Origin of the sequence: Blautia sp. HCN-1074, assembly GCF_037890165.1 — a bacterium.
Classification (GTDB): domain Bacteria; phylum Bacillota; class Clostridia; order Lachnospirales; family Lachnospiraceae; genus Blautia_A.
The window spans coordinates 56,831-79,892 of record NZ_JBBKBP010000019.1; the positions used below are offsets into that span (position 1 = coordinate 56,831).

Here is a 23,062-nt window from a genome sequence, read left to right on the forward strand (position 1 = left end):
TCCTTTCTAAATTTGATTTAAAAAAGAATCCTGCTTTGCAGGATTCTCCGCCTGCGGCGGGTCGCTTTAGTGATATAATAAGACTCCTGTGATGATTCACAGGAGTCTTATCTTTCGCATTATTTATGCATGACTACACCGTCAATCAGTCCATATGCCTTTGCTTCTTCAGCAGTCATATAGTTGTCCCGATCTGTATCACGCTCAACAACTTCTATCGGCTGACCGGTATTTGCAGCCAATAATTCATTTAAAGTTCTCTTTGTCTGTGCGATATGATCCGCCACGATCTGGATCTCTGTTGCCTGACCCTGTGCACCACCGGATGGCTGATGGATCATGATTGTAGAATGCGGAAGAGCAAATCTCTTGCCCTTTGCACCTCCTGCCAGAAGAAATGCTCCCATGCTGGCAGCCATTCCAAGACAAATGGTGGAAACATCGCATTTGATGTACTGCATGGTATCATAAATTGCCATGCCGGCTGTTACGGAACCGCCCGGGCTGTTGATATACAGCTGGATATCTTTACCAGGATCTTCTGCTTCCAGGAAAAGAAGCTGTGATACGATCAGTCCTGCACTCACATCATTTACTTCCTCACCCAGAAAAATAATTCTGTCTTTCAGAAGCCTTGAATAGATGTCGTAGCTTCTCTCTCCCCTGCTTGTCTGTTCAATGACATAAGGTACTAAACTCATATAAACGCCTCCATTTTCGCGGCTGACTTTTTTCCGGGAAGAAGAAACAGATAAGTCTGCCTCTCTCCCGTATTAAAATTTGATTACTTTAAAATTAAACTTCTTTAGCAGCGTCAGCGATAACAGTAACTGCTTTCTGAACAGCCATGTCTTTCTTCATCTGCTCAAGTTCACGCTCTCCAAGTAATTCTTTTAACTTGTCAGCTTCCATTTTGTATGCTTCAGCCATCTTGGAGATTTCTTCATTTACTTCTTCCTCTGTTGGCTGAATGTTCTCAACTTCTGCAACTTTCTCAAGAACCAGTCTTGTCTGGATTCTCTTTAATGCCTGTGGTTTCATGTCTTCCATCATCTTCTCAGCTGTCATGCCTGTGAACTGGAAGTACTGATCCATGGATAATCCCTGAGACTGCATTCTTCTGCTGAAGTCATCAAGCATCTGACGGCACTGTGTCTGAAGCATAGCTTCCGGAATATCCATCTGTGCATTTTCGATTGCTTTATCTACTGCAGCATCTTCTTTTGCACGTTTTGCTTCGTTTTCTTTTCTTTCTACAAGGTTTGTCTTAATGTGTTCTTTGTACTCTGCAAGTGTATCGAACTCAGAAACATCTTTTGCAAAATCGTCATCCAGTTCCGGAAGTTCTTTTGCTTCGATTTTCTTAACCGCGCATTTGAAGATTGCTTCTTTGCCGGCAAGTTCTTTTGCCTGATATTCTTCAGGGAATGTAACTTTAACATCTACATCATCGCCAACTTTAGCGCCAACAAGCTGATCCTCGAATCCCGGGATGAATGTGTTGGAACCAAGTGTCAGAGGATATTCTGTAGCCTGTCCGCCGTCAAATGGTACTCCGTCTACGGATCCTTCGAAGTCGATTGTTACAACATCCTGTAACTGAGCTCCGCGGTCTTCTACGTTGATTGTTCTGGAGTTTTTCTCCTGCTCTTTCTTGATCTCAGCATCTACGTCTTCATCTGTTACTGTGATCTCAGTCTTCGGTACTTCTACACCTTTGTAGTCACCTAATGTAACTTCCGGTTTAGTAGCTACTTCTGCTGTAAAGATAAATGCTTTTCCCGGCTCAGCCTGTGTGATGTCGATTGTTGGCTGGGAAACGATCTCAAGTTCGCATTCAGCTAAAGCTTTGCTGTAGTGTTCCGGAATCAGAGCGTTAACAGCATCTTCAAGGAATACTCCTTTTCCATACATCTGCTCGATCATTTTTCTTGGAGCTTTTCCTTTACGGAATCCAGGAATGGAGATTCTTCCTTTTGCTTTCTGATATGCGTTCTGCATAGCTTTCTCTAAATCTTCAGCGGCAACTTCGATAGTAAGTTTCGCCATGTTTTTTTCCATTTTTTCCACCTGTAAACTCATGTTACGTGTTCCTCCTTAATTTTCAGGTTATAATTTGCGACTGGTTTTTTCAGCTGCGTTATATCATTCACAGTTTTTACCTATTTCTATATATTCAAGTCTAAGCTCCGCTCCCACCATTTACAGAAGCGGGAGAGTCACTGTTCACTCCGTGCCCAGTAACACGCTTCGCGATGCACAGAATTTATGCTATCGCATAAATTCGCGCGATATGTCTCGGGTTTTCCGTGAACTCCGTTCACAAAAAACACCTTGCGGAATATTCCCCGTGGACAGTAACGCAAAAGGCCTGTCTATAACTTAATTATATATTTACAGTCATTGTAGCAGTATAGCACAAAAAAACTAAAAGTGCTAGTGTTTTTTCGCAGAAAATTCGCGGAAATACAAGGTTTCTGCGGATTCTTTAGCGTTTGTATACTATGGACTCTGCGATTTCGTCTGCTTTTTCTTTGCTTTCAAGCTGTTCGATGATGGAAAGTGCGAAATCTATGGCTGTTCCAAGACCTCGGCTGGTAGTGATATTTCCATCTGTTACTACACTGTCTTCACTGGTCTGGGCGCCATCTTTGGCAATGACTTCCATGAATGACGGGTAGGATGTGGCTTTTTTGTCTTTGAGGAAACCAAGTCCTGAGAATACGCTTGGAGCTGCGCAGATGGCTGCGATTTTTTTGCCTTTGTTGTTGAAATCTGTCAGGAGGTCGGTGAGTGGTTTGTATGCTGCAAGGTATTTTGTTCCTGGCATTCCACCTGGGAGAACGAGGATATCGGCATCGGTGAAGCTGGTTTCTGTAAATGTTGTGTCAGTGAGCATGGTGATGCCGTGGGATGTCTGGATCTGGGTGGTTTCTTTGATGGATACGGTTTTGATGTCAATTCCGGCGCGGCGGAGAAGGTCTACTACGGTGAGACCTTCGATGTCTTCGAATCCGTCGGCCAGGAAGATGTATGCTTTTTTGCTCATTTTTTGAGGTACCTCCTGGGTGATTTTTATTGGATTGTTCTATAGCAATTCTATTGTATTTTCTATTGTATTTCTGAAAAGGATTATAGCATTTTTTATGTTTAGTTACAATGTTTTAAAATCTACCAGATTTCTGGAATCAGATCTTCAGGTAAGGGGTTTGGATATGTTTCTCCATCTAAGGTCTCTATCAGCTCTTTTTTAGCATCTTCTACCAGTTTTGGAGTTTGCAAGAAATCTATAGCGGTGAGAGCCATGATTTTGGCGGCATAGAGCATTCCTTTGTGGGCAATGGTGGATCTGCCCTGGGCGACTGCCTGCCAGGAGTGAAGAGCGGTTCCTGCGGCGAATGTAGGAATATTGAGGTGGACGGTTGGAACAATCCAGCTTACGTCACCTACGTCGGTGGAGTATTTGAGGTCGCTGTATAAGTTTTGATACGCGATTGGCTCAAAGATTGGTTTTTTCATTGCTTCGGTTGCATTCGGACCGAAGTAATCCCGGGCGATGGCCGGGAGTTGTTTTTTGTCCTGATCTGAGAGGGCTTGCTGGAAGTTTTGGGCGTAGGTATATTCTTGTTCGGTATAAGTGATTGGGCCGAGTTTTTCGAGGTATGTGTTCATGTGGTCTGCCAAAATTTTGTTGGAGATCAGGTTAGAATATGCAGCTACCTGGCGGATTTCTACGGTGGTTTCGGTCATGAGGGCGGCACCTTTGGCTATGTTGCAGACACGGTTGTAGAGCTCTTTTACCTGGGTAATCTTTGGGGCACGGATAGCGTAGAGTACCTGGGCTCTGGACTGGACTACATTTGGCGCGTCTCCGCCTGTGTCGGTGATGGCGTAATGGATTCTGGCTTCGTCTATCATGTGTTCGCGCATGTAGTTTACGCCTATATCCATCAGCTCTACTGCATCCAGTGCGGAACGGCCGAGTTCCGGGCACATGGAGGCGTGAGCGGGGGTTCCGTGGAATGTGAAAAATACCCGGAAGTTTGCTTTGGTGCTTCCGTAGCATGCTCTCCGGCCCTGTTCCGGGTGCCAGCAAAGGGCAAGATCGCAGTCGTTGAAATAACCGTCGCGGACAAGAAATGCTTTGCCGCCGGCGTTTTCTTCTGCAGGACAGCCGTAGTAGCGGATTGTGCCTTTTAAGTTGTGTTTCTGCATGAAGTTTTTCAGTGCTATGGCAGATGCAAGGGTTCCCGTACCAATGAGCTGATGTCCACAGCCGTGACCACAATTATTAACGCAGGCTTGCATATTGTCATTATTATCCGGCTTTTTATGAGCGTTGTTTGCTTCCGATTCCTGTGATTCACTCTTACCTGAGCCAGATGAATGTTCCACCTGTATTCTTTCTATTACATCTGCTTTCTGTGAAAGTCCCGGCAGTGCATCGAACTCTCCCAATAATCCTATAACTGGTTTTCCAGATCCATATTCTGCAATAAATGCAGTTTCCTCACCTGCCAAATTGGATTTAACAGAAAATCCTTCTTTTTTCAGTGCATGTTGTAGTAATTCTGAGGATTTGTATTCCTGAAATCTTGGCTCGGCAAACTCCCAGATTTTGTTGCTGATTTCGGCATAGTATTCTTTTCGGCTGTCGATTTCTTCTGAAATTTCTTTTATATATTCATTTGTATATCTGTCTTCCTGATTCATTTTATCTCCTGCTTTCTTATTGTAAATGTAAAATACTTTCTGCCGTTACTGTTCACTTCGTTCTCAGTAATATAGCCAAAATTCTTTCCATATTTTTCTATTTATGCTATCATCAATTATAGCACAAAATAAAATATGACACCATTTTACTCATTGGAGGAACCCGAAATGGAAATCGAACGTAAATTTTTAATTTCTAAAGAAAATCTACCAGAAAATCTTGGCTCTTATCCACACCATAAACTGGAACAGGGATACTTATCCACTGCACCGGTGGTTCGTATCCGCAAAGAGGATGATAACTACTATCTCACCTATAAATCTAAGGGACTTATGACTCGTGAGGAATACAATCTTCCTCTTACCAAAGAATCCTATGAACATATGCGTCCCAAAGCCGACGGCATTCTTATCTCAAAAACACGCTATCTGATTCCTGAAAAAGATGGACTTACCATTGAGCTGGATGTATTTGATGCTCCGTATAAAGGGCTTTATCTTGCAGAAGTGGAGTTTTCTTCTGAAGAGGAAGCACTTAGCTATGCACCACCGGCATGGTTTGGAGAAGATGTCACAAATTCCGGTAAATACCATAACAGCCGTTTAAGTCAGGGAAATCTGTAAAATTTAATTGCCTGGCATAGTCAATCGGATATTCGCAATCCGCTTTCGCTACTTGCTCATAACCAAATAACTGCTTCGCAGTTTATCAGAAGGGGCTTGTACCCCTTCTGATACAAGCAAGTCCCCACCCACTGCTTATTGCTCTTCGCAATTGAAGCAGGGGACTTACTTGATTTGGTTAAATTTTACAATAATACTTCTTTCCAAAATAAGGAGACTGCAGTTTTACAAAACACAGTCTCCTCACCTTTTAGCCAAATAAACTAAGTCATCTATTTTAATTGCGATAATTCACCATTCTTCCATGCTTAAAAACTTTCTGATATTTTTATGTTTAATCCCATTCTGACTCATATCGATTTCATCCATTGTGACAACATATTTAGGAAAATTATCACGTACATAATCATACACGCCAAATTCTCTTTGAATCGTTTCCGGAACAGCTAACAGATAAGTAACTTGTATTTTTGAAAGAAATCTACATTTTTTTCCCTTTTTCAGCCGCCCCATTCAAAGCTTCAAAAACAGCGCTTCTAAACCCATTCTTCTCCAGAATCCGTACACCTTCAATAGTCGTACCAGCCGGTGAACATACCATATCTTTCAGTTCTCCCGGATGCATCCCTGTCTCCAGCACCATCCTTGCACTTCCAAGTACAGACTGCGCCGCAAACTGATATGCCTGTTTTCTCGGCATTCCCTGCGCTACTGCTGCATCTGCCATTGCTTCTATAAACATAAAAACATATGCCGGTGAGCATCCGCTTACAGCTCCAACCGCATCCATCAGACGTTCCGGAACTACCTCTGTACGTCCAAAGCTGTTGGTAATCTCACAAATCTGTGCCAGCTCTTCTGCAGACACTTTCCCATTGGTACATACACCTGTCATACCTTCCCCAACCTGAGCTGGAGTATTCGGCATCATTCTTACCACTTTCAAAGGCTGTCCACATTTTTCTTCTAACCAGGCAAGAGTTTTCCCCGGTGCAATACCTACAACTGTGTGTTCCGGTGTCAGTTCACCTTTTACTTCATTCAACACTTCTTCATAAAACTGTGGTTTCACTGCCAAGAAAACCAGTTTTGTATTTTTTACCACCTCATGGTTATCCAAAGTTGTAACCACTCCCAGTTTTTCTTTGCTTCGTTTGCTTCCTTCTTCTGAAAGATTGGAAACAATAATCTCATCTTTTTTATAAAGTCCTTTTTTCAGCATACCACTGATCATGGCAGAAGCCATATTTCCGCATCCGATAAATCCGATTTTCATAAATCTGCTCCTCTCTTGCAATTCCTGTTGCTTTCTGATAATTTATAACTGCTTTTTTCATATCTATAGCATTATAATTCATTACTGTCCAATATGACTGTAAAGGGACCGTCATTCACAAGCTCTACTTTCATATCTGCCCCAAATTCTCCCTGCTCAACAATATCAATGTATTCTTTGCATCTGGCAATTATGTATTTGTACAGATTTTCAGCCATATCAGGGGCCCCTGCTCTTATAAAAGAAGGTCTGTTTCCTCTTTTACAGTCAGCATATAATGTGAACTGGGAAATAAGCAGAAGACTTCCGCCCACCTCCTTCAGGCCAAGATTTGTCTTACCGTTTTCATCTTCGAAAATACGAATATTAACCATTTTATGGATCATTTTATCTGCGATTTCAACGGTATCTTCCTCTCCTACTCCGATAAGAACCATAAAGCCCTTACCTATCTGACCTCGTACTTCACCATTAATTGTCACTTTTGAATGCATTACTCTCTGAATTACAAAACGCATAATTCCCTCTCCTTAATCAATGGATTTCTGTCTGTTGATAGATAGCATAGCACATTTTTATCCGTTTTTCTATTGTAAAGTATCCCTTACGGCTGTTATCTCAAAATTTTATTACTCGCACTCGTCACTCCATTCTCAGTAATGCTGCACAATTTCCTTCATCATCTTATAATAAACCGGAATCAGAAGTGCACAGGCTCCGATCCATGCCATTGGGCTGGCAATACATACAGATGTATATCCGATAATTCCGGAAAGACCTACTGTTGCAGCGATTCGCATAACCAGTTCAATCATGCATGCAGCAAAAGGTGCTTTGCCATTCTGCATGCTCTGGATGGATGTACGGTATACTGCCAGCAGTCCAAGCACAAAGTAAAAGGGAGCTACAATCGTCAGATACATATCTGAATAGTGATAGATTTCTTTTGTGGGATCTGAGAGAAACATTCTTACAATCGGATGTCTCAGCAGCAGAATTCCAATACACATGATCAGATTAAATACTTCTGTCTGGATCAGGCAGGCGCGCACGCCCTGACGGATACGATCCCATCTGCCTGCACCAAAATTCTGAGCCACATAGTTGGAAATTGCGGTCATCATTGCATTGTTTACCAGTACAGAAAGCTGGTCTGCTTTCGATGCTGCGGTATATCCTGCAACTGCTGCAGTACCCAGTGAGTTTACCACTGCCTGCATGGCAAGCTGTCCGATACACATGACAGACATCTGGAATCCCATAGGAAATCCGGTCTTCAGGTGCAGGACTGCCGTGTCTTTTAAATCTGTAAAATCTTCTCTGTGCAGATGCAAAATCGGAAAATTCTTCAGTCCTACAACCAGACTCAGCACTGCGGAAAGGAACTGTGACAGAATAGTCGCCCATGCAGCACCGGCCACCCCCATATGAAACGGTACAATAAACAGAATATCAAGAAAAATATTTAATACAGATGAAAATACCAGGAAATACAGTGGTGTTTTACTGTCTCCCAATGCGCGGAGCATATTTGAGATCATGTTGTAGAAAACGGTAGCACCTGTACCAAGCAAAACTACAAACATATAGTCGTATGCTTCACCGGAAATATCAGCAGGAATCTGCATCCAGCGCAGAATCTGATGAGAAAGCAGACAGCAGATCAGTGTCAGTACTACTGTAAAGGCAATACTCAGAAGTGCGGAAACCGCAACGCTCTTACGCATTCCTTTTTCATCCTTTGCTCCACATTTCTGTCCCAGACAAATACCAAAGCCACCTGTGAATCCATTGATAAAACAGAATACAAAATAAATAATAATACTGGTGGAACCTACTGCTGCCAGGGAGTCTGCGCCCAGCGTTTTTCCTACGATCACAGAATCTGCCAGTGTATAAAAAAGCTGAAACAGGTTTCCCAGAATTACAGGGATCGCAAATTTCAGCAATGACCGGAATGGATTACCTGTAGTCAGATCCATCTCTTTTGATCTTGCCATGTTTCTTACTCCTCTCCTTGCGCGATGTGCATACCAACGTTATAATTGTGGTTATAATAAGCATTGTAAATGAATATATCCTGTGATAAATTGTCAGATCATGTTGATGATCATGCTTCTGTGAGCAATTCATCACAGCGTACATATAATAAAATCGGAGAACTGTAATATGGCTATGCGTAAAATTCTTGTAGATGAAACCAACCGCGAACTTTGTGAACATGGAACTGTCGGTTTTCCCATGACCGTTAATCATGATGACCTGTGGGCATTTGAGGGAAAAAACGTACCTATCCACTGGCACAATGACCTGGAGATCAGTCTTCCCAGAGAAGGAGAAGCTATCTATCAGGTGTATCAGAAAAGCTACACTGTAAGACCTGGAGATGTTCTTCTTCTGAACCGTAATGTACCTCATAGCTGTCATTCACCTAATAACAGTCATGCCAGATACAGTACCTTTCTGGCACGTCCGGATTTCATATATGGCGAATACGGAAGTGATGTGGAACGCAGATGTTTTCGTCCTTTTCTCCAGAATTCTTCTGTTCCCTGCATCCTTCTTACTTCCAGAAACTCATGTACCCGGACCGTAATCCAAAAGCTCAATGAAACAGAAGCCCTCTTTAATCAGAAGACCTTCTGTTATGAGTTGAAGATTAAGGGGCTTCTCTGTGAAATTTTCGGTATGATTCTCTGCGAACACCAGAATGATCTTGCAAAATTTGTTCCAGCCAACCAGCTGGAACTGGAAAGGCTGGAACAGATGCTGAACTATCTTAATACGCATTTTGAATCCATCATCTCTCTGCAGGAACTGGCAGACCAGGTTCATCTGTCCAGAGAGGTCTGCTGCCGCCTGTTCAAAAAAATGACCGGCAAAACAATTACCGGCTATCTGGAAGAATATCGTGTCAACCAAAGTCTGCCTCTGGTTCAGAGCCGCCAATATTCTATGATCCAGATTGCAGATATGACCGGTTTCAGCAACGCCAGCCGTTTTGCCCGGGCATTCCGCAGACAATTCGGATGCAATCCCGGTGAATACAATTCTCTTAAGCTGCAAAAGTGCTAATATGGTTATCCTTCTGCCGCATAGATATTATATTAGGATTCTGTGTCAGAAACCATTCCGGTATTGATTTACATGATACAGATATTGACTTTTTCAGACCTATTGTTTTCCAAAAAAGGACAGCCCCTTTGACTTATTATGCGTCAATGAGGCTGTTCTTTTTATTTGTGTTCAATTGAAGCAGGGGACTTACTTGATTTTGTTAAAGTCCCAGCGTATCATTTACCAGAATCACATGGATTCTGTCTTTATGTCTGGAATATCTGGTGATCAGGAACTGACAGCAGATGGTATCCGGAGATTTGCAGTCAAAGCATTTTCCGGTTTCCTTACATGGAGTTTTGATATCAAATCTCTGTGCATTAGCTGTGGCAGCCACATTTCTGGCACGCTTCATTGCACTGTCAAGATCCGGACAGACTTTGTTTATACCTACAATAAAAATTACTTTTTTCGGGCCCTGGGCAATGCAGGATACACGGTTGGAATTGCCGTCAATATTGACAAGGACGCCATCATCTGTGACTGCATTGGCACTGGATAAAAAGAAATCTGTATCATAGGCTGCCATAAGTCCCTCACGAGGTTCAAGCTTTGCGCGGTCAATATAATTATAATCTCCATCCTGCAGAGCTTTGACCAGACCGATCTCATGTGCACTCATGCATCCACCCATGGCGATTGTGCTTCCGTTTGGGATCAGTTCCAGGGCCTGCTTTAATGCTGTTTCTTTATCTTTTGCATAATACCCGGACATATTGCGGGATTCCAGTCCCTTGATCACTGTTTTTGCCAAAAGTTCGTTTCTTTTTTTCATGTTTGCATCCATTGTTGTGTCCTCCTTAATGTCTGGAGCATGCAGATTGTAGAAATTATTTTCAAACACGCTCTGGTTTTAATTGTTGTCCCAATCATACCATATTTCCGGTTTCATTTCTATTTCAACCAGATAAACACTGCACTTTTTATTACGGTTTATTCACATTCTCCAATACCACCAGGAAACGTAGTAGATGATCCGCCCTGTACTCTTTGTACGACACTGCCATCTCGTGCATCGATTGTGAGAAGCGGTACACCGATGCGATCCATAGTAACGCTGTCTATACCCATTTCATCACCGCCATCTGCATAGGCCGGTTCCTGGGAATTCCAGGTTCCATAGAAATCCCACACCGGAATCAGACTTCCCTCTGTGCTGCTGTTGCCCTCCCGCACGCGCATATATCCAAGCTGGACTTTTGTTATCATCATCTCAACACTCTGTGCATCAATAGAGGGATAACGGCTGAAACTTATGCCACCTACTGCCGGCAGACGGTTTTCCTGTTCTGTCATAATCTGCATGGTGATTGTTTTTTCGAAAATATCTTTGATTTCATCAAATGGCAGAAGAAACAATGCTTCGTCCGAAGCATCTGATACCTCAATTGGATCACTGTGTTGGAAACTCTGAAGTGTTCCGCTGCAGAAAATCATTGTCAGCGATTCATTATCCCACACATCGCACTTCGCTTCATGAAAATTATCGTCTTCATCTATCCAGGGACGGGATAATTCATCATATGGCAGATAAGAATTCCGTATATAATTAACAGGTACACCATCGACCATTCTTTCAAAGAAAAAAGAGGTCTCTTCCAAAGTGCAGTTTTCTTCTGTGAGTTCTTTTGATGCACTGTCAAACAGGTGCCATTCTCCAGAAACAATATCCTTTACATAATTTTCTGCGCCGTCATCAGTCATATTCTGCTTTCCTGCTTTTATATAATTCTGAAATCGTTCTGCTCTTTGTTTTTTCTCATCCTGAGACATATTTTCTTCGTTCACATCATCAAACGCAGCATATTTTTCCCAAAAACTAAATGCTTCTAAATCGGGGAATGTACCTGTATACTGGTACGTCAGTCCATCCACCTCATATGTTTCTGCCAATCCATCATAGTCTTGTTTCAACAATTGCCCTTTGGCAAAAGTATCCAGTACTTTCTGTGGCTCTTCTTCAGAAATTGTCACTTTTTTTACATTTTTCAGGCATATGGCATCCACATCCGGCACTTCTATCGGAGCATCGGCTGTCAGGGTAAATTTCATAGGATTTTCCTGATCTGTTCGTTCTGCGGATCTTAAATCGGACTGGATGGTTGTCTGGTAGGTTTTCGGAGCCTGCACCTGTTCAGTGACTGTTTTCTGAACTGTTTCTTTCTCTTTGTTTTCCTCTGTCTTTACAACAGTCTTATCCTTTTCTTCTACAACGGCAGAATGAACGACCTTGTCACATCCTGATATTGTTAAAAGATTCATACATAAAAGAGCTCCCACAAATATTTTTATTTTCTTCATTTCTTTCTCATCCTTTCGCATATGTAGCTGAACAGATAAAATATTTTCTTTGCTGCTTAATTTGGTCTGTCAGATAAAATTATCCGCATTCGCTACGTTCCTGATTCATTAAAAAAGGTACCCTCTTCTTATAAGAAAAGAGTACCATACTGTACTTCTAATGTATTCATCAAGATGTAAACAAGTTGTAAATTTCATCTGTTTAATATTGTCCATGTAATAACGAGTGAATCCGTCTGGATCGGTCAGTTATTCATAATTGAAGCAGAATATTTGTTTGATCAGGTTAAATCCTTATCTTTTTTTATCAAATATTACTCTTACTTTCGTTCCTGTTCCAAGCTGGCTTGTGATGTCCAGTCTGCCTCCATGAACTTCTGCGATTTTTACACATAACGCAAGTCCAAGTCCTGCTCCGCCCTCCTGGCGGCTTCTGGATTTGTCTACCATGTAAAAAGCTTCCGTAATTTTTCCCAGTTCTTCCTGTGGGATTCCCCGACCGTTGTCTGAAACTTCCAGAATTTTCCTACCCGATTCTTTATATGCTTTTACGGTAATACGACCTCCTGCTTCTGTAGCACGGAGAGCGTTATCTATCAAATTTACAAGAAGACTTTCCATTAATTCATCATCCATTTTCATAGAAAAATCTTCGTATTCTGTCTGTAATTGTATCTGTCTCTGCGCTGCCTGTTCTGCCTCTAGCTGAACTACATGTTCCAGCAGTTCTCCTATAGAGTGTGACTCCATTTTTATTGAATCATTCTGATGGAGCCCCAGCATCTGGAGCATTTTTCCGGAAAGTTTTTCAAGTCTTTTTCCCTCACGGCTGATATGTTCCAAGGCACGGTCTTTTTGTTCATCGTTTAGTTTTACATGCCGCAGAGTGTCTGAATATCCAATAATAGAAGTAAGAGGTGTTTTCATTTCGTGGGCAAGTGCTCCCATAAGCATTTCCTGTTTTCCGGCTACTTCCTGCAGTTTTTCCATTTGCTGTACGGTCCGCTTCATCATTAGATAGATAAACAGACCAGCAATGCAAAATACTGCCAGATAGATTCCCAGGAACCAGGCTGCCGTCTGTCTCAGTTCCGTAAACATAGAAGTAACATCACGGACTGAAAGTATTTCGTAACCCTCTGGATTTGTAAGCAGCGCATGCTGTAAAAGTAAGTATTTGTGATTCAGTTTCTGGATTTTGTACTCATAGGAATCCGTTTTGTTGTTTAAACCGAGATTATCCATGCTGACAATCTCATAATCTGTGCGGTTTACTACAGCTTCTTTACTTTCGGAATTAATGAGGAGCATTTTCTCACCGCAGCATCTCAGAAACTGGAATTCCAGATAAGATTTTTTTCCTGTTTCTGACATCTGCTCATATTTACTGTTGTCCCAGAATTGTTCCAGGAGATTTTTTCCATTTGCAAGCTGTCGTCCATAGGTTTCAGCAGCATTATTCAGGCTTCTTTTTCCTGTGACATACAGGCTCAGGACACCGACCGGTATCAGAGAGCACAAAAGTGTTATCAACATAAGTGCTACTGTCCGTTTCCACAACTTCATAGCGGTTAGTCCTCCAGTCGATAGCCAAGTTTTGGGATTGTTTTTATTTCATCGTACAACTCCAGTTTCTTGCGGAGCTGGCCGATATGCACGTCTACAGTTCTGCTCTCTCCCAGATATTCTTCGCCCCAGACACGTTTTAATAGTTCTTCTCTTCCAAGTGCGATGTTTTTGTTCTGTAAGAGCAGGATAAAGAGATCGTATTCCAGTGGTTTCAGGTTTACGGGAATCCCATCTTTCAGAATCTGATGGCTCTGGAGATCTGCCTGAATATTTTTGATTGTGAGAATTCTCTTTGCACGGCCGGTTCTTTCAAGGATTTTTTCAATCCGTACAAGAAGTTCCAACATTTCGAAAGGCTTTACCATATAATCTTCTGCACCGAGTTTCAGGCCTTTTACTTTGGATGCTACGTCATCTTTTGCAGTAAGGTAGATCACCGGGAGATTCTTTGCGCGGAAATCTTCCATCAGAGCAAAGCCATCTTTGCCGGGAAGCATAATATCGACAACTGCAAGGTCTGCATCTTCATTCCATAGCAATAGGCGCTGGGCTTCTATTCCGTCGTAGGCGGCTACTGTTTCGTATCCAGCTATGGTTAGGTTCATACATAATAATTCGGAAATTGCTCTGTCATCTTCGATTACCAGGATTTTGTTTTTCATTTTGGGATCACCTCGATTAGTTTATGGAAATAGTATAACGTTTCGAAGATGTAACGTCTACAAAGATATATATTTTACTTCATTAGTCATACTATTCTATCCACTCATATACCAGATAATCAACCCCTGCATCTATCATAACAGGAGCATCTGAATGCAACTTAGTTATAATCGAACAGTATCCTACATTATGGTACAAATATTCCAGACGTTTGCGGGGTAATTTTGTAATTTTCTTGGTATTCTGGCGTATATAGCATTCTTTATTTAAGATTCGTTTTAAAGTTTTACTACACTTATATACAGAAAAGTCTTCTGGATTACTTAGATGATATTTCAAAATCAAATTCCTGATGTTTGGGCTAAGTTTTCTGACAGAATCATAATAGGATGTATCATTGTCAAAGGTAAATATTAGCCATTTGTGCTCTATACGGATTTTTTTAATTATACAATCATGTGGTACCGGGATTGTCGGCAGAACATCTTTGTTTAAATAATATGTCTTCTTCATTTTCATCTTATCTGTACTGTAAACTTGTCTCCTATTGGTATTGCGTCATCTGTGGGGCTTTCTCCCTCATTATATACATAGCCTGCAGATTCTACGTAGACATCATCTGAGGAATCTTTATCTGTTTTTTCTTCGAATACCTGGTGGGCTGTATCGTTTTTTACTTCATATAATTGTAATGTGATTAATTTTGCTTCCGGAGAGATTTCTTTGTAGCCGGTGAATTCAGGGTCTATGGTTTGTTGGAATGCAGTTTCTTCGCCATTTCTTCCTGTCTCCTGATAGCAGATTTTGTTTCCCTGATCGTCTGTTCCGATCAGATAATAGTCACTGTCAATATACACTGTTCCATCATATGTTCCGTAAATTGTACTTTCGAATGGATTCCATCTGAATTCTGTAAGGTTGAGAATGTTGGAATCGAATTTAATGTTCTGATCCAGATTTATATCTACGGTGTTTTTCTCCAGCTCTTCTTTTGATGTTGTGAGTTTAAATGTATAAGGTTGTGTATTGGCCTGTATTTTCTGGATGTTTTCCCATGTTTCGGCATCAGACATTGCGATCGACCATACTTTGAACTCTATGTTTACAGTTCCCTCTGTGTTGATTTCTTCTCCAATTGTAAAGTCTTCTACTGTTATTGGATTTTCTGACAAAGCATTGTTATTGACTGTTCTTTGACCCAGACCTTGATGGATTTCCTGACCATTAATTCGTACTTCTGTAAATAAGATTTTGTCCTCTATTGTATTCTGTGTATCTGAGTCTGTGTCCTGAGAGGTCAGGTCTTTTTTCGTTTGTTCTTTTCCGGTGTGATTCTTGTCGTTTAAGTCTTCACTGTCGGAATATGCAATCCATAGATTTTTGCTGTCCATTACAATCTCATTCAATGTTATGGTGATTCCATCTCTTGAGATGCTTTTTCCTACAACATTTGTATAAGAATCGGTGTCACCGTTCTCAATTCCCAGTGCCTGTCCGATCCAGGAGGTCACTCTCTGTAATGCTGCTTTTACATCTTCCTGATACTTCAGTGTACATCCTGCAGTGATAAGCAGTATGATTCCGGCTGCTGCTATTTTCCACTTTCTCTGCATCCGTGAAAAGCGGTGCTGTTTTTTCCATGGTTTAGAAGCTTCATATATGTATTTATCGTCCAGATCACCGATCAGTTCTAATGTTTTAAATCCTTTTTCCATATAAATGCTTCACCCTTTCCCATAGTTTTTTTCTGCTTCGATAGAGGCTGGATTTGATTCTGCTTTCTGAAATTCCATGACGGGCTGAAATTTCGCTGATGCTGTCCATATACCAGTAGCGTCGTATAAAAATGTCACAGTCACCTTTTTTCAGGGATTCCAGAAATTTTTCAAGAATTTCCAGAATCTCTTTTCTCTGAATTTCATCATTCAAAGAATATGCTGTTACATCCTCTATCTCTTCCAGTTCTTTGCATAATTCTAATATGTGCTCTGTTGACCGTTTTGCAGCTTTTTTCCTGCGAAAACAGTCAATTGCCAGGTTCCGGGTTATTTTTCCAAGAAAAACAGACAGAATTGCCGGTTTTCTGGGTGGTATGGAGTTCCATGTGGCTAGCCATGTATCATTGACGCATTCATCGGAGTCTTCCTTATCATACAGAACATTCCAGGCAATACTGAAGCAGTACCTGCTATACTTTTCTTCGGTCGCCTGTATGGCTTTTTCCGATCTGTCAAAATACAGATTGATAATTACTGTATCTTCCACTTTTTTCACCTCACGTTTCTTTTATTTTGTCTTCATAAGATAAGACGGATTTTGAATGGTAAAGTTGCAGTTTTAATAAAAATAATTTTCTTTTTTCAGAGTAAACAATATACTGTCGAAAAGTCAACATGTCTTTTCGCTATCTTTTCACAATTTCTGACTGGAGAAATGAAGTATGTTCTGATAAAATGAGCATATAAAGGAGGACAAGCTGATTCCTTACAAATGATAAAAACCAAAAGAACAGCCGAAGACATTTTCAAGGTACGAATGAGGACTATACTTAACGAATAAGGGAGTACCTTATGGCAAACGCTAAACACGAAGATGCTGTTATGAAGATGGGCTTCGACTATTTTCGGAATACGATTCTTAAGACTCTGGGAATTGATTACCAGTATGAAGAAATCGGACCAACAGAGCTGGTGGAACTGACAATTCAGTCTTTGTATATGGACTTTACCTTTCTGACTACGGGTGGGTTCTATATACATACAGAGTTTCAGACTACGGATAAAAAAGAAGCGGATTTGCGAAGATTCCATGCATATGATGCAGTATATTCCAACAAGACAGGGAAGAAAGTTATTACTTACGTCATTTATTCCGGCGGGATTACGAATGTGAAATCTGAACTGGACTGTGGATTATATACTTACAGAGTGCAACCGATTTATCTGAAAGACAAAAATGCAGATGAAGTATTCCGGAAATTAAAGCAGAAGCAGGATAACGATGAAGCTTTTACTGAAGATGATTACGCAGCTCTTTCCCTGACACCATTGATGTCCGGAAAAATGAGCCGCAAGGATATGTTTAAAGAAGCTATTCGTCTGGCAAAGCCCAATATTGAGCTGAGTGCTGAAAAGGCAACCGCCATGTTGTATACACTGGCTGACAAGTTCTTAGACAGAGCTGAGTTAGACGAAATTAAGGAGGTAATGCGAATGACCAGACTTGGACAGATGTTAATGGATGAGGGAATGGAAAAGGGTATTGAACTTAAAGAAACCGACTCTATCAAAAAACTTATGAAAAATATGAACCTGACCATTGACCAGGCAATGAACGCCCTGGAAGTTCCGACAGATAAACGTGAAAAATACCGCAAGACAATTACTCCTGACAATTAATGGATAAAAGTACCGCCATATTGACTTATCACAATCAATATGGCGGTATTTTTCCTTAATACAGTTTTTTGCATTTTCTATCTGTTCATTTCATTGTACTGCACGATTCTTCTCATATTTCCAACCAGAAGCAATGTCAGTACAATGGTTATGATTTTCAACGGAATATTCATATAAGCCTTGCACAAATCCCAATATATGGCAATGCACATAACAGCAACAGTGCCTCCTGTCAATATGCACATAGACATTTTTGAGACATACAGAGCTTTTCTCGCTTTGGTTTTATCGAATTTGAAACCTATTTTCAGATGCCGTGGATAGATATTTTTATATCTGTATGTACTCAATACAATCCCCATCAGTCCATACGAAACTATAATGCAGCTTCCTCCTGCTGATAAAAAGGGAAGAAATGTTACTGATTGTGGAAATACACCCAGATTTTCCAGGATATTTATGGAAAAGTTTATAAGGAATACAATTCCGCATCCACATCCCATCATCATTCCAAGCTGATTCTTCTGCCTCATGGCAGTGTTAAAAACTGCGAAAATCAAAACTGCCAGAACACAGCATAAAAGTATGACTGCAATTGTTCCATATACAGATGACAGATAGGTCAAAATATAATCCGCATTAAAGGCCGGCAGATTTCCCATTACATCTGATCCACTTTTCCCTATCCATTTATTCTGCTGCCAGAATGAGTGCAGCATTCCGGTGAAATAATCCTCTTCTCCACCACCTGAAAAAATAGCCTGTATACGTGAGATCTGATATTCTGTCAGGCTGCTGCTCAGATACCTGATCAGAAAAGCTGCCACAGGCATAGCCAGAAAACCAGCCCAGATTCCGCAGATGGCTTTCTTTTTTCTCACAGTAAACCAGTTCTTTTGAATTGCGATTGTCAGCATAACCAGCATAGATACCAGCATCATGCAAGCCGGCATAAGCGCAGGCATGGCATAGACCAATATAACCGGTGCAATCATCCATATGATTGCTCTCATCAAGCCCTTATATCCCCATCCATGATATTTATACAAAATTGCTCCATATATGGGAACATAAAACAGCATCAGAGTCTGCATGGATATTCCTCTTCCACCTGGCAGCACAATGAAGTATCTTGCTCCATTTAACTGATAGCCACCCAACAAAGTAACCAGGCAGGCAAACAGTAAAATGACGGCAATTATTTTCGAAAATCTTGCCAGTACAGTGTAATCCAGAAGATATAAAATCATCATAACTGCAAGTCCGATCACAACATGGAACACATATCTGTCCGAACCGGCCGCAGCGTTCTCACTGATTTTTCCGGCAATCCCTGCATGTATCAAAACGCCTGCAATGCTGATAAGAACGATTATCCCCAGAAGTTTCCATGCAACCTGAGGCCTGTGGACACTGTCAAGAGAGATTCCTGTTTCCACAGGATCTCCCATATCCCGGACAGCTTCCCTCTCTGCCTGTTCACGATCCATGCCTGCCTGCATATTTGCCTCGATCTGATCTTCTATATGATCCTGAAATTCCTGTTTTACATAGGGCCGCGCTTTCTTACAGCGAATCTGTTCCAGTAATGTTTTCAGATATTCGTCCATAGATCACACCTCCATTACAAGCACATTGCTCACTGCTGCAGAATACTCTTTCCATTCTTCTACTTTCTTTTCCAGAAATCCCCTTCCCTGTCTGGTCAGGCTGTAATACTTTCTGGTCTTTCCGGCTGCCTCCTGTTCGTATACTGTCAGAAATCCTTTATCCTCCAGACTGTGCAGTAATGGATACAAAGTTCCTGCTTTCAGTTCAAACACATTCTGAGATTTCTGCCGCAATGTATCGATCATCTCATATCCATACATGTCCTTTTCTGACAGCAATTTCAGTATAAGCATTGTCATACTCCCGGAAACCAGTGATTTTTCAATTGCCATAGTATTCACCTCCTATTGTATAGGTTGTCTATATATCGGTTATCTATATAATATAAGAATCTGTATACTATGTCAACTGTTTCCGGGATATTTTTAAAAACTTCACTGCTACGGCAACCGAGTTCAGGTATCTACATACTTTTTCGGACAGAAAAACCACCGCATTGTCATATAGTAACACAATGCGGTGGTATAAATCTCTCAAAACAGATCCAGCATACTGTCCAGATAGATTTTTTCTCTGACATGTATCTGGTATTCCGGCTTGATCATGTAATAGAGCAGAAATTCCAGTATCAGGGCACTGCCGAGTCCTCTTCCTTCTATTTTAAAATTTGAAAATCCCATTGGCAGATAGATATCCCGGATATCATTGATTCCAATAAACCCTGGATTCTCCATAGCTTTTGAAAAAAGATAGCCCCTCGACCCGTCCGGTGCCTTGCAGTGATGCTCCGGACAGTTTTCGCCCAGATTCTTGCGGCTGACCGTTTCATAGCAGGCTTTTCTGTCCCTGCAGCCGAACCAACAGCATTCATTGCAGAGAAATTCTACTTTGTCCTTCTCAGCCTGAGACAATGTATTTAACTTATCAAAAGCCTTGTTTAGCCGGAAATCCGGCACAACATAACGGAAATCTTTTCTCCGGATTTCTTCTTCAAACTGTGTAAAATCTGTCAGAACCTTGGTAGTGGTGGAAACAAAATAGAGTCCCGGATACTGCTCCTTAAGATATTCCAACAGCAGTTCTGAATAAATGATCACGCCGTTTTGCGGTTCTCTGTTTCTCTCAAACAACCGGCACAGTGCATTGCATTTTCTGTCTGAAAGGTGCTCCTGGCGAAGCAGGGAATTGCTGAAAGTCAGCCGGGCAGAAATCCCATATTCCTGCATTAGTTCAAGAACCTCCTCCGGATCATTCTCTCCGAAGCCAGCCCTGCCTCCACCCCAGATACAATCTGCCGGAGCACCATATATGGAGCCAATTCCACACCAGTCGTAAAAATATTCCCTGTGTTCCCGGAATAATGGCAGAAACATCCGGTACAACTCATAAAACTCAAACAGCCCGGGCAGGTGAAAATATGCATTCTCCTTCATTAATCTTCCAGTACATCCTCTATGGTTTCCGAAGCATCCTCAAGAGCGTCCAGGGCTTCGATCAGTTCATCTGCTTTTCCTGTGTGTGTCTCCTCTTCTTCATACTCATCGATCAGTGCTGTCAGCTGATCTTTTATTTCTTCCAGACCTTCATAGATTTCCTTTAATTTTTCTTCCCGTTTCATTACGGATGAAAGCTTTACAACTTTAGACATTCTGGTACCTCCCATATCGCATTTTCTTTAGGAAAAATTATAACACTGCCCTCTTTTTGTGTCTATATGATCCTGGAGCGTGTTTGAATAACTGCGCATCGCATTCTCGTTACTTTAGTGATGAGTTAGACGCGCAAATTTTTTACTCAAAGAAAGAACGCACGTTTACGGGTCTTCCCTTATCCGAACAATTGGCTAACAAGCCAGAAAAATCTAATTCCTCCATCACTTTTTTAGGGTATAGACTGGATCGTCGTTAGGTAAACTCAATTCGAAGAAACTAAAGTTAATTTTCAGTTGCCCTAATTCAAAAAAATCATTATAATAATTATTGGTTAGCACAGTTACATTATAACATATAACGGAGAGAAAGATGGTTGTCGTTAGCCATCTTTTTTTTCTTTTTTCAGATAAATTCAGGGAGGGTATGACTCGTTGTGAGTCATGCCCTCCCTGTTTCGGAACTATCTATTTCCCGACGCCCCATAAAAATACCGCTACATCATAGCTTTATTCATGTTTGTAACGGTATTTTTCTAATACATTTTTCCAAATACACTTTAACGTGTCAGATCTTTTACCCATTTATATTTTCGGAAGTGATGAAGTACCCATGGCAGTTTACCGACTTCATCAATACAAGTGCAGGCGTAAACTACCACAACTGGCCAATGGAAATAATAAGTTCCTGCTGCCGCCAGTGGAATTGCCAGGCACCACATGCATACTGCCAGGCTGTACATATCAAACAATGTATCACCACCTGCGCCAAAAATTCCATTAATCGTTACATCATTAATCGCACGTCCGATCATATAGACAGCAATGACTCCGAACATCCCTTTCAAATATGTAGTTGCCTGCGGTGTCAGCTTCACGAAATGCAACACAATCGGTGCTGTCACACACATTAAAAGGGCTGCCACAACTCCACATATGCAGGAGATTTTCAGAAGACGGATACCGTATTCCTTTCCTCGCTTCAGATTTCCGGCTCCAAGTTCATTTCCAACCATAATTCCGGTTGCACCGGAAATTCCCGCGCTCAGACAACATACCACATCTCTCACAACGGCAGCAACAGAGTTCGCCGCAGCTGCATCTACTCCAAGATGTCCCATAAAGGATGAATAGGAAGTAAATCCAATTCCCCAAAACAGGCAGGCACCAAGGAGCGGCATCGCACACTTGGAAAAATCCCTGGACAATTGTTTATTTCTGTGAAATAAAAAATACATCTGTGGATGAATATACCCTTTTCTGTAAGATATTACAACCGAATAGGTCAATTCCACGATTCTTGCAATCAATGTTGCAAGGGCTGCTCCCCGGACTCCCATCGCCTCAATTCCAAAAGCTCCATAAATAAATACTGCATTCAAAATAATATTGAGGCAGACAGTTGCAGAACTGATCGCAGCTGTTGTTCTGGCATGTTCGCTTGTTTTCATGATAACCAGATAACACTGCGAAATTCCTGTCAGTAAATAGGAAAAGCCTGCTATACGAAGGTAGCTTACACCATAATCAATCAGGACACTCTCATTTGTGAAGATCAGCATGAGGTATCTGCCGCCAAATACACAGGCTGCAAAGAATATTACTGATACCAGTCCACAAAGCCGCAATGCCATGCAGAAAATCTCGTCCAGAGTCTTAACATCACCTTTTCCCCAGTATTGCGCTCCCAAGATACCAAGGCTGGCTGTTGCAGCGGACAGAAACATATTCTGGATAAACTGAATCTGTGTTGCCAGCGACACTGCAGACATATAATTCTGATCCATGCCGCCAAGCATAAAAGCATCAGCAACGGCGACCAGTGCAAGCATCAGATTCTGCAATACAATAGGGAACATCAACCCCCATAGTTTGTGATAAAACACATCATTGTTTGTTCTTTTATTCACTTTTTCTTCTCCATTCTACTACAATACTCTCTCGGAATCTCTAAGCCGTTATTTATCTGGCTTCTTTTTTATGTTCTTCAGATACATTATCTATAGAATTATACTTCTGTCCAGTATATCAGAATTCATCTTATTTTTATACCCGTTTTTATTTTATGAGGTAAAGTTTATCAATCATCCTACCCAGAGGGCTTTTGTATCATAGGAACATTACGGGGTAATTCTTTATGAT

Annotated in this window: 21 protein-coding genes and 1 pseudogene; 3 read left to right on the top strand and 19 right to left on the bottom strand. The window is 41.3% G+C overall.

What is annotated here, in order from left to right; translation table 11 throughout:
- Positions 1 to 119 precede the first annotated feature (119 nt).
- The 4 genes from clpP to WKT11_RS14695 all read right to left on the bottom strand — a co-directional run bounded on the left by clpP (position 120) and on the right by WKT11_RS14695 (position 4,713).
- Positions 120 to 701: an ATP-dependent Clp endopeptidase proteolytic subunit ClpP gene (gene clpP, locus WKT11_RS14680; RefSeq protein ID WP_008705991.1), complete on the bottom strand. Its 582-nt coding sequence runs from the start codon at positions 699 to 701 to the stop codon at positions 120 to 122.
- Positions 702 to 795: 94 nt separating this feature from the next.
- Entirely contained in the window at positions 796 to 2,082 is a 1,287-nt protein-coding gene (tig, locus tag WKT11_RS14685; RefSeq protein ID WP_117677252.1) for a trigger factor, read from the bottom strand.
- A 406-nt stretch (positions 2,083 to 2,488) separates the two neighbouring features.
- Positions 2,489 to 3,049: a DJ-1 family glyoxalase III gene (locus tag WKT11_RS14690; protein WP_117677253.1), complete on the bottom strand. Its 561-nt coding sequence runs from the start codon at positions 3,047 to 3,049 to the stop codon at positions 2,489 to 2,491.
- Positions 3,050 to 3,171: 122 nt separating this feature from the next.
- Positions 3,172 to 4,713: a M20 family metallopeptidase gene (locus WKT11_RS14695; protein WP_117677254.1), complete on the bottom strand. Its 1,542-nt coding sequence runs from the start codon at positions 4,711 to 4,713 to the stop codon at positions 3,172 to 3,174.
- A 168-nt stretch (positions 4,714 to 4,881) separates the two neighbouring features.
- On the opposite strand from WKT11_RS14695, the gene WKT11_RS14700 reads away from it, so the two are divergent.
- Entirely contained in the window at positions 4,882 to 5,337 is a 456-nt protein-coding gene (locus WKT11_RS14700) for a CYTH domain-containing protein (RefSeq protein WP_117677255.1), read from the top strand.
- A gap of 481 nt (positions 5,338 to 5,818) precedes the next feature.
- Here WKT11_RS14700 and proC read toward each other — a convergent pair whose 3' ends face one another.
- The 3 genes from proC to WKT11_RS14715 all read right to left on the bottom strand — a co-directional run bounded on the left by proC (position 5,819) and on the right by WKT11_RS14715 (position 8,613).
- Entirely contained in the window at positions 5,819 to 6,613 is a 795-nt protein-coding gene (gene proC / locus WKT11_RS14705) for a pyrroline-5-carboxylate reductase (protein WP_117677256.1), read from the bottom strand.
- 71 nt (positions 6,614 to 6,684) lie between these two features.
- Positions 6,685 to 7,131: a D-aminoacyl-tRNA deacylase gene (gene dtd / locus WKT11_RS14710; protein WP_117677257.1), complete on the bottom strand. Its 447-nt coding sequence runs from the start codon at positions 7,129 to 7,131 to the stop codon at positions 6,685 to 6,687.
- Positions 7,132 to 7,266: 135 nt separating this feature from the next.
- Positions 7,267 to 8,613, bottom strand: coding sequence for an MATE family efflux transporter (locus WKT11_RS14715; protein WP_117677258.1), 1,347 nt, complete (start codon positions 8,611 to 8,613; stop codon positions 7,267 to 7,269).
- Positions 8,614 to 8,782: 169 nt separating this feature from the next.
- Here WKT11_RS14715 and WKT11_RS14720 point away from each other — a divergent pair, with 169 nt between their 5' ends.
- Positions 8,783 to 9,688 carry an AraC family transcriptional regulator gene (locus WKT11_RS14720; RefSeq protein WP_117677259.1) on the top strand — a complete coding sequence of 302 codons (906 nt, stop codon included), beginning with the start codon at positions 8,783 to 8,785 and terminating at the stop codon, positions 9,686 to 9,688.
- Positions 9,689 to 9,890: 202 nt separating this feature from the next.
- Here the strand turns inward: WKT11_RS14720 and WKT11_RS14725 are convergent, their stop codons facing one another.
- From WKT11_RS14725 to WKT11_RS14750, 6 genes are all read right to left on the bottom strand, one after another.
- Positions 9,891 to 10,517, bottom strand: a complete 627-nt coding sequence (locus WKT11_RS14725) for a lactate utilization protein (RefSeq protein ID WP_340285173.1) — start codon at positions 10,515 to 10,517, stop codon at positions 9,891 to 9,893.
- 146 nt (positions 10,518 to 10,663) lie between these two features.
- Positions 10,664 to 12,031, bottom strand: a complete 1,368-nt coding sequence (locus WKT11_RS14730; RefSeq protein WP_117677261.1) for a DUF6034 family protein — start codon at positions 12,029 to 12,031, stop codon at positions 10,664 to 10,666.
- 294 nt (positions 12,032 to 12,325) lie between these two features.
- A complete protein-coding gene (locus tag WKT11_RS14735; RefSeq protein ID WP_117677262.1) occupies positions 12,326 to 13,597 on the bottom strand; it encodes a sensor histidine kinase in 1,272 nt (423 codons plus the stop codon).
- 5 nt (positions 13,598 to 13,602) lie between these two features.
- Positions 13,603 to 14,262 (bottom strand): response regulator transcription factor, encoded by a 660-nt coding sequence (locus tag WKT11_RS14740; RefSeq protein WP_025581106.1) that lies wholly within the window; start codon positions 14,260 to 14,262, stop codon positions 13,603 to 13,605.
- Positions 14,263 to 14,778: 516 nt separating this feature from the next.
- Entirely contained in the window at positions 14,779 to 15,978 is a 1,200-nt protein-coding gene (locus WKT11_RS14745) for a DUF4179 domain-containing protein (protein WP_117677264.1), read from the bottom strand.
- Complete coding sequence (locus WKT11_RS14750; protein ID WP_055058379.1) at positions 15,962 to 16,528, bottom strand: RNA polymerase sigma factor; 567 nt, start codon at positions 16,526 to 16,528, stop codon at positions 15,962 to 15,964. The genes WKT11_RS14745 and WKT11_RS14750 overlap by 17 nt, the downstream gene beginning before the upstream one ends.
- Before the next feature lie 305 nt (positions 16,529 to 16,833).
- Between WKT11_RS14750 and WKT11_RS14755 the strand changes: the two genes are divergently transcribed.
- Positions 16,834 to 17,661 (top strand): hypothetical protein, encoded by an 828-nt coding sequence (locus WKT11_RS14755; RefSeq protein WP_117677265.1) that lies wholly within the window; start codon positions 16,834 to 16,836, stop codon positions 17,659 to 17,661.
- Positions 17,662 to 17,738: 77 nt separating this feature from the next.
- Here the strand turns inward: WKT11_RS14755 and WKT11_RS14760 are convergent, their stop codons facing one another.
- From WKT11_RS14760 to WKT11_RS14780, 6 genes and pseudogenes are all read right to left on the bottom strand, one after another.
- A complete protein-coding gene (locus WKT11_RS14760) occupies positions 17,739 to 19,271 on the bottom strand; it encodes an FtsW/RodA/SpoVE family cell cycle protein (protein ID WP_117677266.1) in 1,533 nt (510 codons plus the stop codon).
- A 3-nt stretch (positions 19,272 to 19,274) separates the two neighbouring features.
- Positions 19,275 to 19,604 (bottom strand): PadR family transcriptional regulator, encoded by a 330-nt coding sequence (locus WKT11_RS14765; RefSeq protein WP_117677267.1) that lies wholly within the window; start codon positions 19,602 to 19,604, stop codon positions 19,275 to 19,277.
- 201 nt (positions 19,605 to 19,805) lie between these two features.
- The gene (locus tag WKT11_RS14770) at positions 19,806 to 20,705 is read right to left on the bottom strand and encodes a hypothetical protein (RefSeq protein WP_117677268.1); all 900 of its coding nucleotides are present in this window, start codon (positions 20,703 to 20,705) and stop codon (positions 19,806 to 19,808) included.
- Positions 20,705 to 20,920 (bottom strand): hypothetical protein, encoded by a 216-nt coding sequence (locus tag WKT11_RS14775; protein WP_117677269.1) that lies wholly within the window; start codon positions 20,918 to 20,920, stop codon positions 20,705 to 20,707. The genes WKT11_RS14770 and WKT11_RS14775 overlap by 1 nt, the downstream gene beginning before the upstream one ends.
- A 172-nt stretch (positions 20,921 to 21,092) precedes the next feature.
- Positions 21,093 to 21,262: pseudogene (locus WKT11_RS20080) on the bottom strand (transposase); the annotation flags it as partial.
- Between the two features lie 218 nt (positions 21,263 to 21,480).
- Positions 21,481 to 22,779, bottom strand: coding sequence for an MATE family efflux transporter (locus tag WKT11_RS14780; protein WP_117677278.1), 1,299 nt, complete (start codon positions 22,777 to 22,779; stop codon positions 21,481 to 21,483).
- Between the last annotated feature and the right edge of the window lie 283 nt (positions 22,780 to 23,062).

What these genes read in the sequence shown, in the direction of transcription:
- clpP (WP_008705991.1), bottom strand. Translation starts at nt 701, where the DNA reads ATGAGTTTAGTACCTTATGTCATTGAACAGACAAGCAGGGGAGAGAGA.
- tig (WP_117677252.1), bottom strand. Translation starts at nt 2,082, where the DNA reads ATGAGTTTACAGGTGGAAAAAATGGAAAAAAACATGGCGAAACTTACT.
- WKT11_RS14690 (WP_117677253.1), bottom strand. Translation starts at nt 3,049, where the DNA reads ATGAGCAAAAAAGCATACATCTTCCTGGCCGACGGATTCGAAGACATC.
- WKT11_RS14695 (WP_117677254.1), bottom strand. Translation starts at nt 4,713, where the DNA reads ATGAATCAGGAAGACAGATATACAAATGAATATATAAAAGAAATTTCA.
- WKT11_RS14700 (WP_117677255.1), top strand. Translation starts at nt 4,882, where the DNA reads ATGGAAATCGAACGTAAATTTTTAATTTCTAAAGAAAATCTACCAGAA.
- proC (WP_117677256.1), bottom strand. Translation starts at nt 6,613, where the DNA reads ATGAAAATCGGATTTATCGGATGCGGAAATATGGCTTCTGCCATGATC.
- dtd (WP_117677257.1), bottom strand. Translation starts at nt 7,131, where the DNA reads ATGCGTTTTGTAATTCAGAGAGTAATGCATTCAAAAGTGACAATTAAT.
- WKT11_RS14715 (WP_117677258.1), bottom strand. Translation starts at nt 8,613, where the DNA reads ATGGCAAGATCAAAAGAGATGGATCTGACTACAGGTAATCCATTCCGG.
- WKT11_RS14720 (WP_117677259.1), top strand. Translation starts at nt 8,783, where the DNA reads ATGGCTATGCGTAAAATTCTTGTAGATGAAACCAACCGCGAACTTTGT.
- WKT11_RS14725 (WP_340285173.1), bottom strand. Translation starts at nt 10,517, where the DNA reads ATGGATGCAAACATGAAAAAAAGAAACGAACTTTTGGCAAAAACAGTG.
- WKT11_RS14730 (WP_117677261.1), bottom strand. Translation starts at nt 12,031, where the DNA reads ATGAAGAAAATAAAAATATTTGTGGGAGCTCTTTTATGTATGAATCTT.
- WKT11_RS14735 (WP_117677262.1), bottom strand. Translation starts at nt 13,597, where the DNA reads ATGAAGTTGTGGAAACGGACAGTAGCACTTATGTTGATAACACTTTTG.
- WKT11_RS14740 (WP_025581106.1), bottom strand. Translation starts at nt 14,262, where the DNA reads ATGAAAAACAAAATCCTGGTAATCGAAGATGACAGAGCAATTTCCGAA.
- WKT11_RS14745 (WP_117677264.1), bottom strand. Translation starts at nt 15,978, where the DNA reads ATGGAAAAAGGATTTAAAACATTAGAACTGATCGGTGATCTGGACGAT.
- WKT11_RS14755 (WP_117677265.1), top strand. Translation starts at nt 16,834, where the DNA reads ATGGCAAACGCTAAACACGAAGATGCTGTTATGAAGATGGGCTTCGAC.
- WKT11_RS14760 (WP_117677266.1), bottom strand. Translation starts at nt 19,271, where the DNA reads ATGGACGAATATCTGAAAACATTACTGGAACAGATTCGCTGTAAGAAA.
- WKT11_RS14765 (WP_117677267.1), bottom strand. Translation starts at nt 19,604, where the DNA reads ATGGCAATTGAAAAATCACTGGTTTCCGGGAGTATGACAATGCTTATA.
- WKT11_RS14770 (WP_117677268.1), bottom strand. Translation starts at nt 20,705, where the DNA reads ATGAAGGAGAATGCATATTTTCACCTGCCCGGGCTGTTTGAGTTTTAT.
- WKT11_RS14775 (WP_117677269.1), bottom strand. Translation starts at nt 20,920, where the DNA reads ATGTCTAAAGTTGTAAAGCTTTCATCCGTAATGAAACGGGAAGAAAAA.
- WKT11_RS14780 (WP_117677278.1), bottom strand. Translation starts at nt 22,779, where the DNA reads ATGTTCCCTATTGTATTGCAGAATCTGATGCTTGCACTGGTCGCCGTT.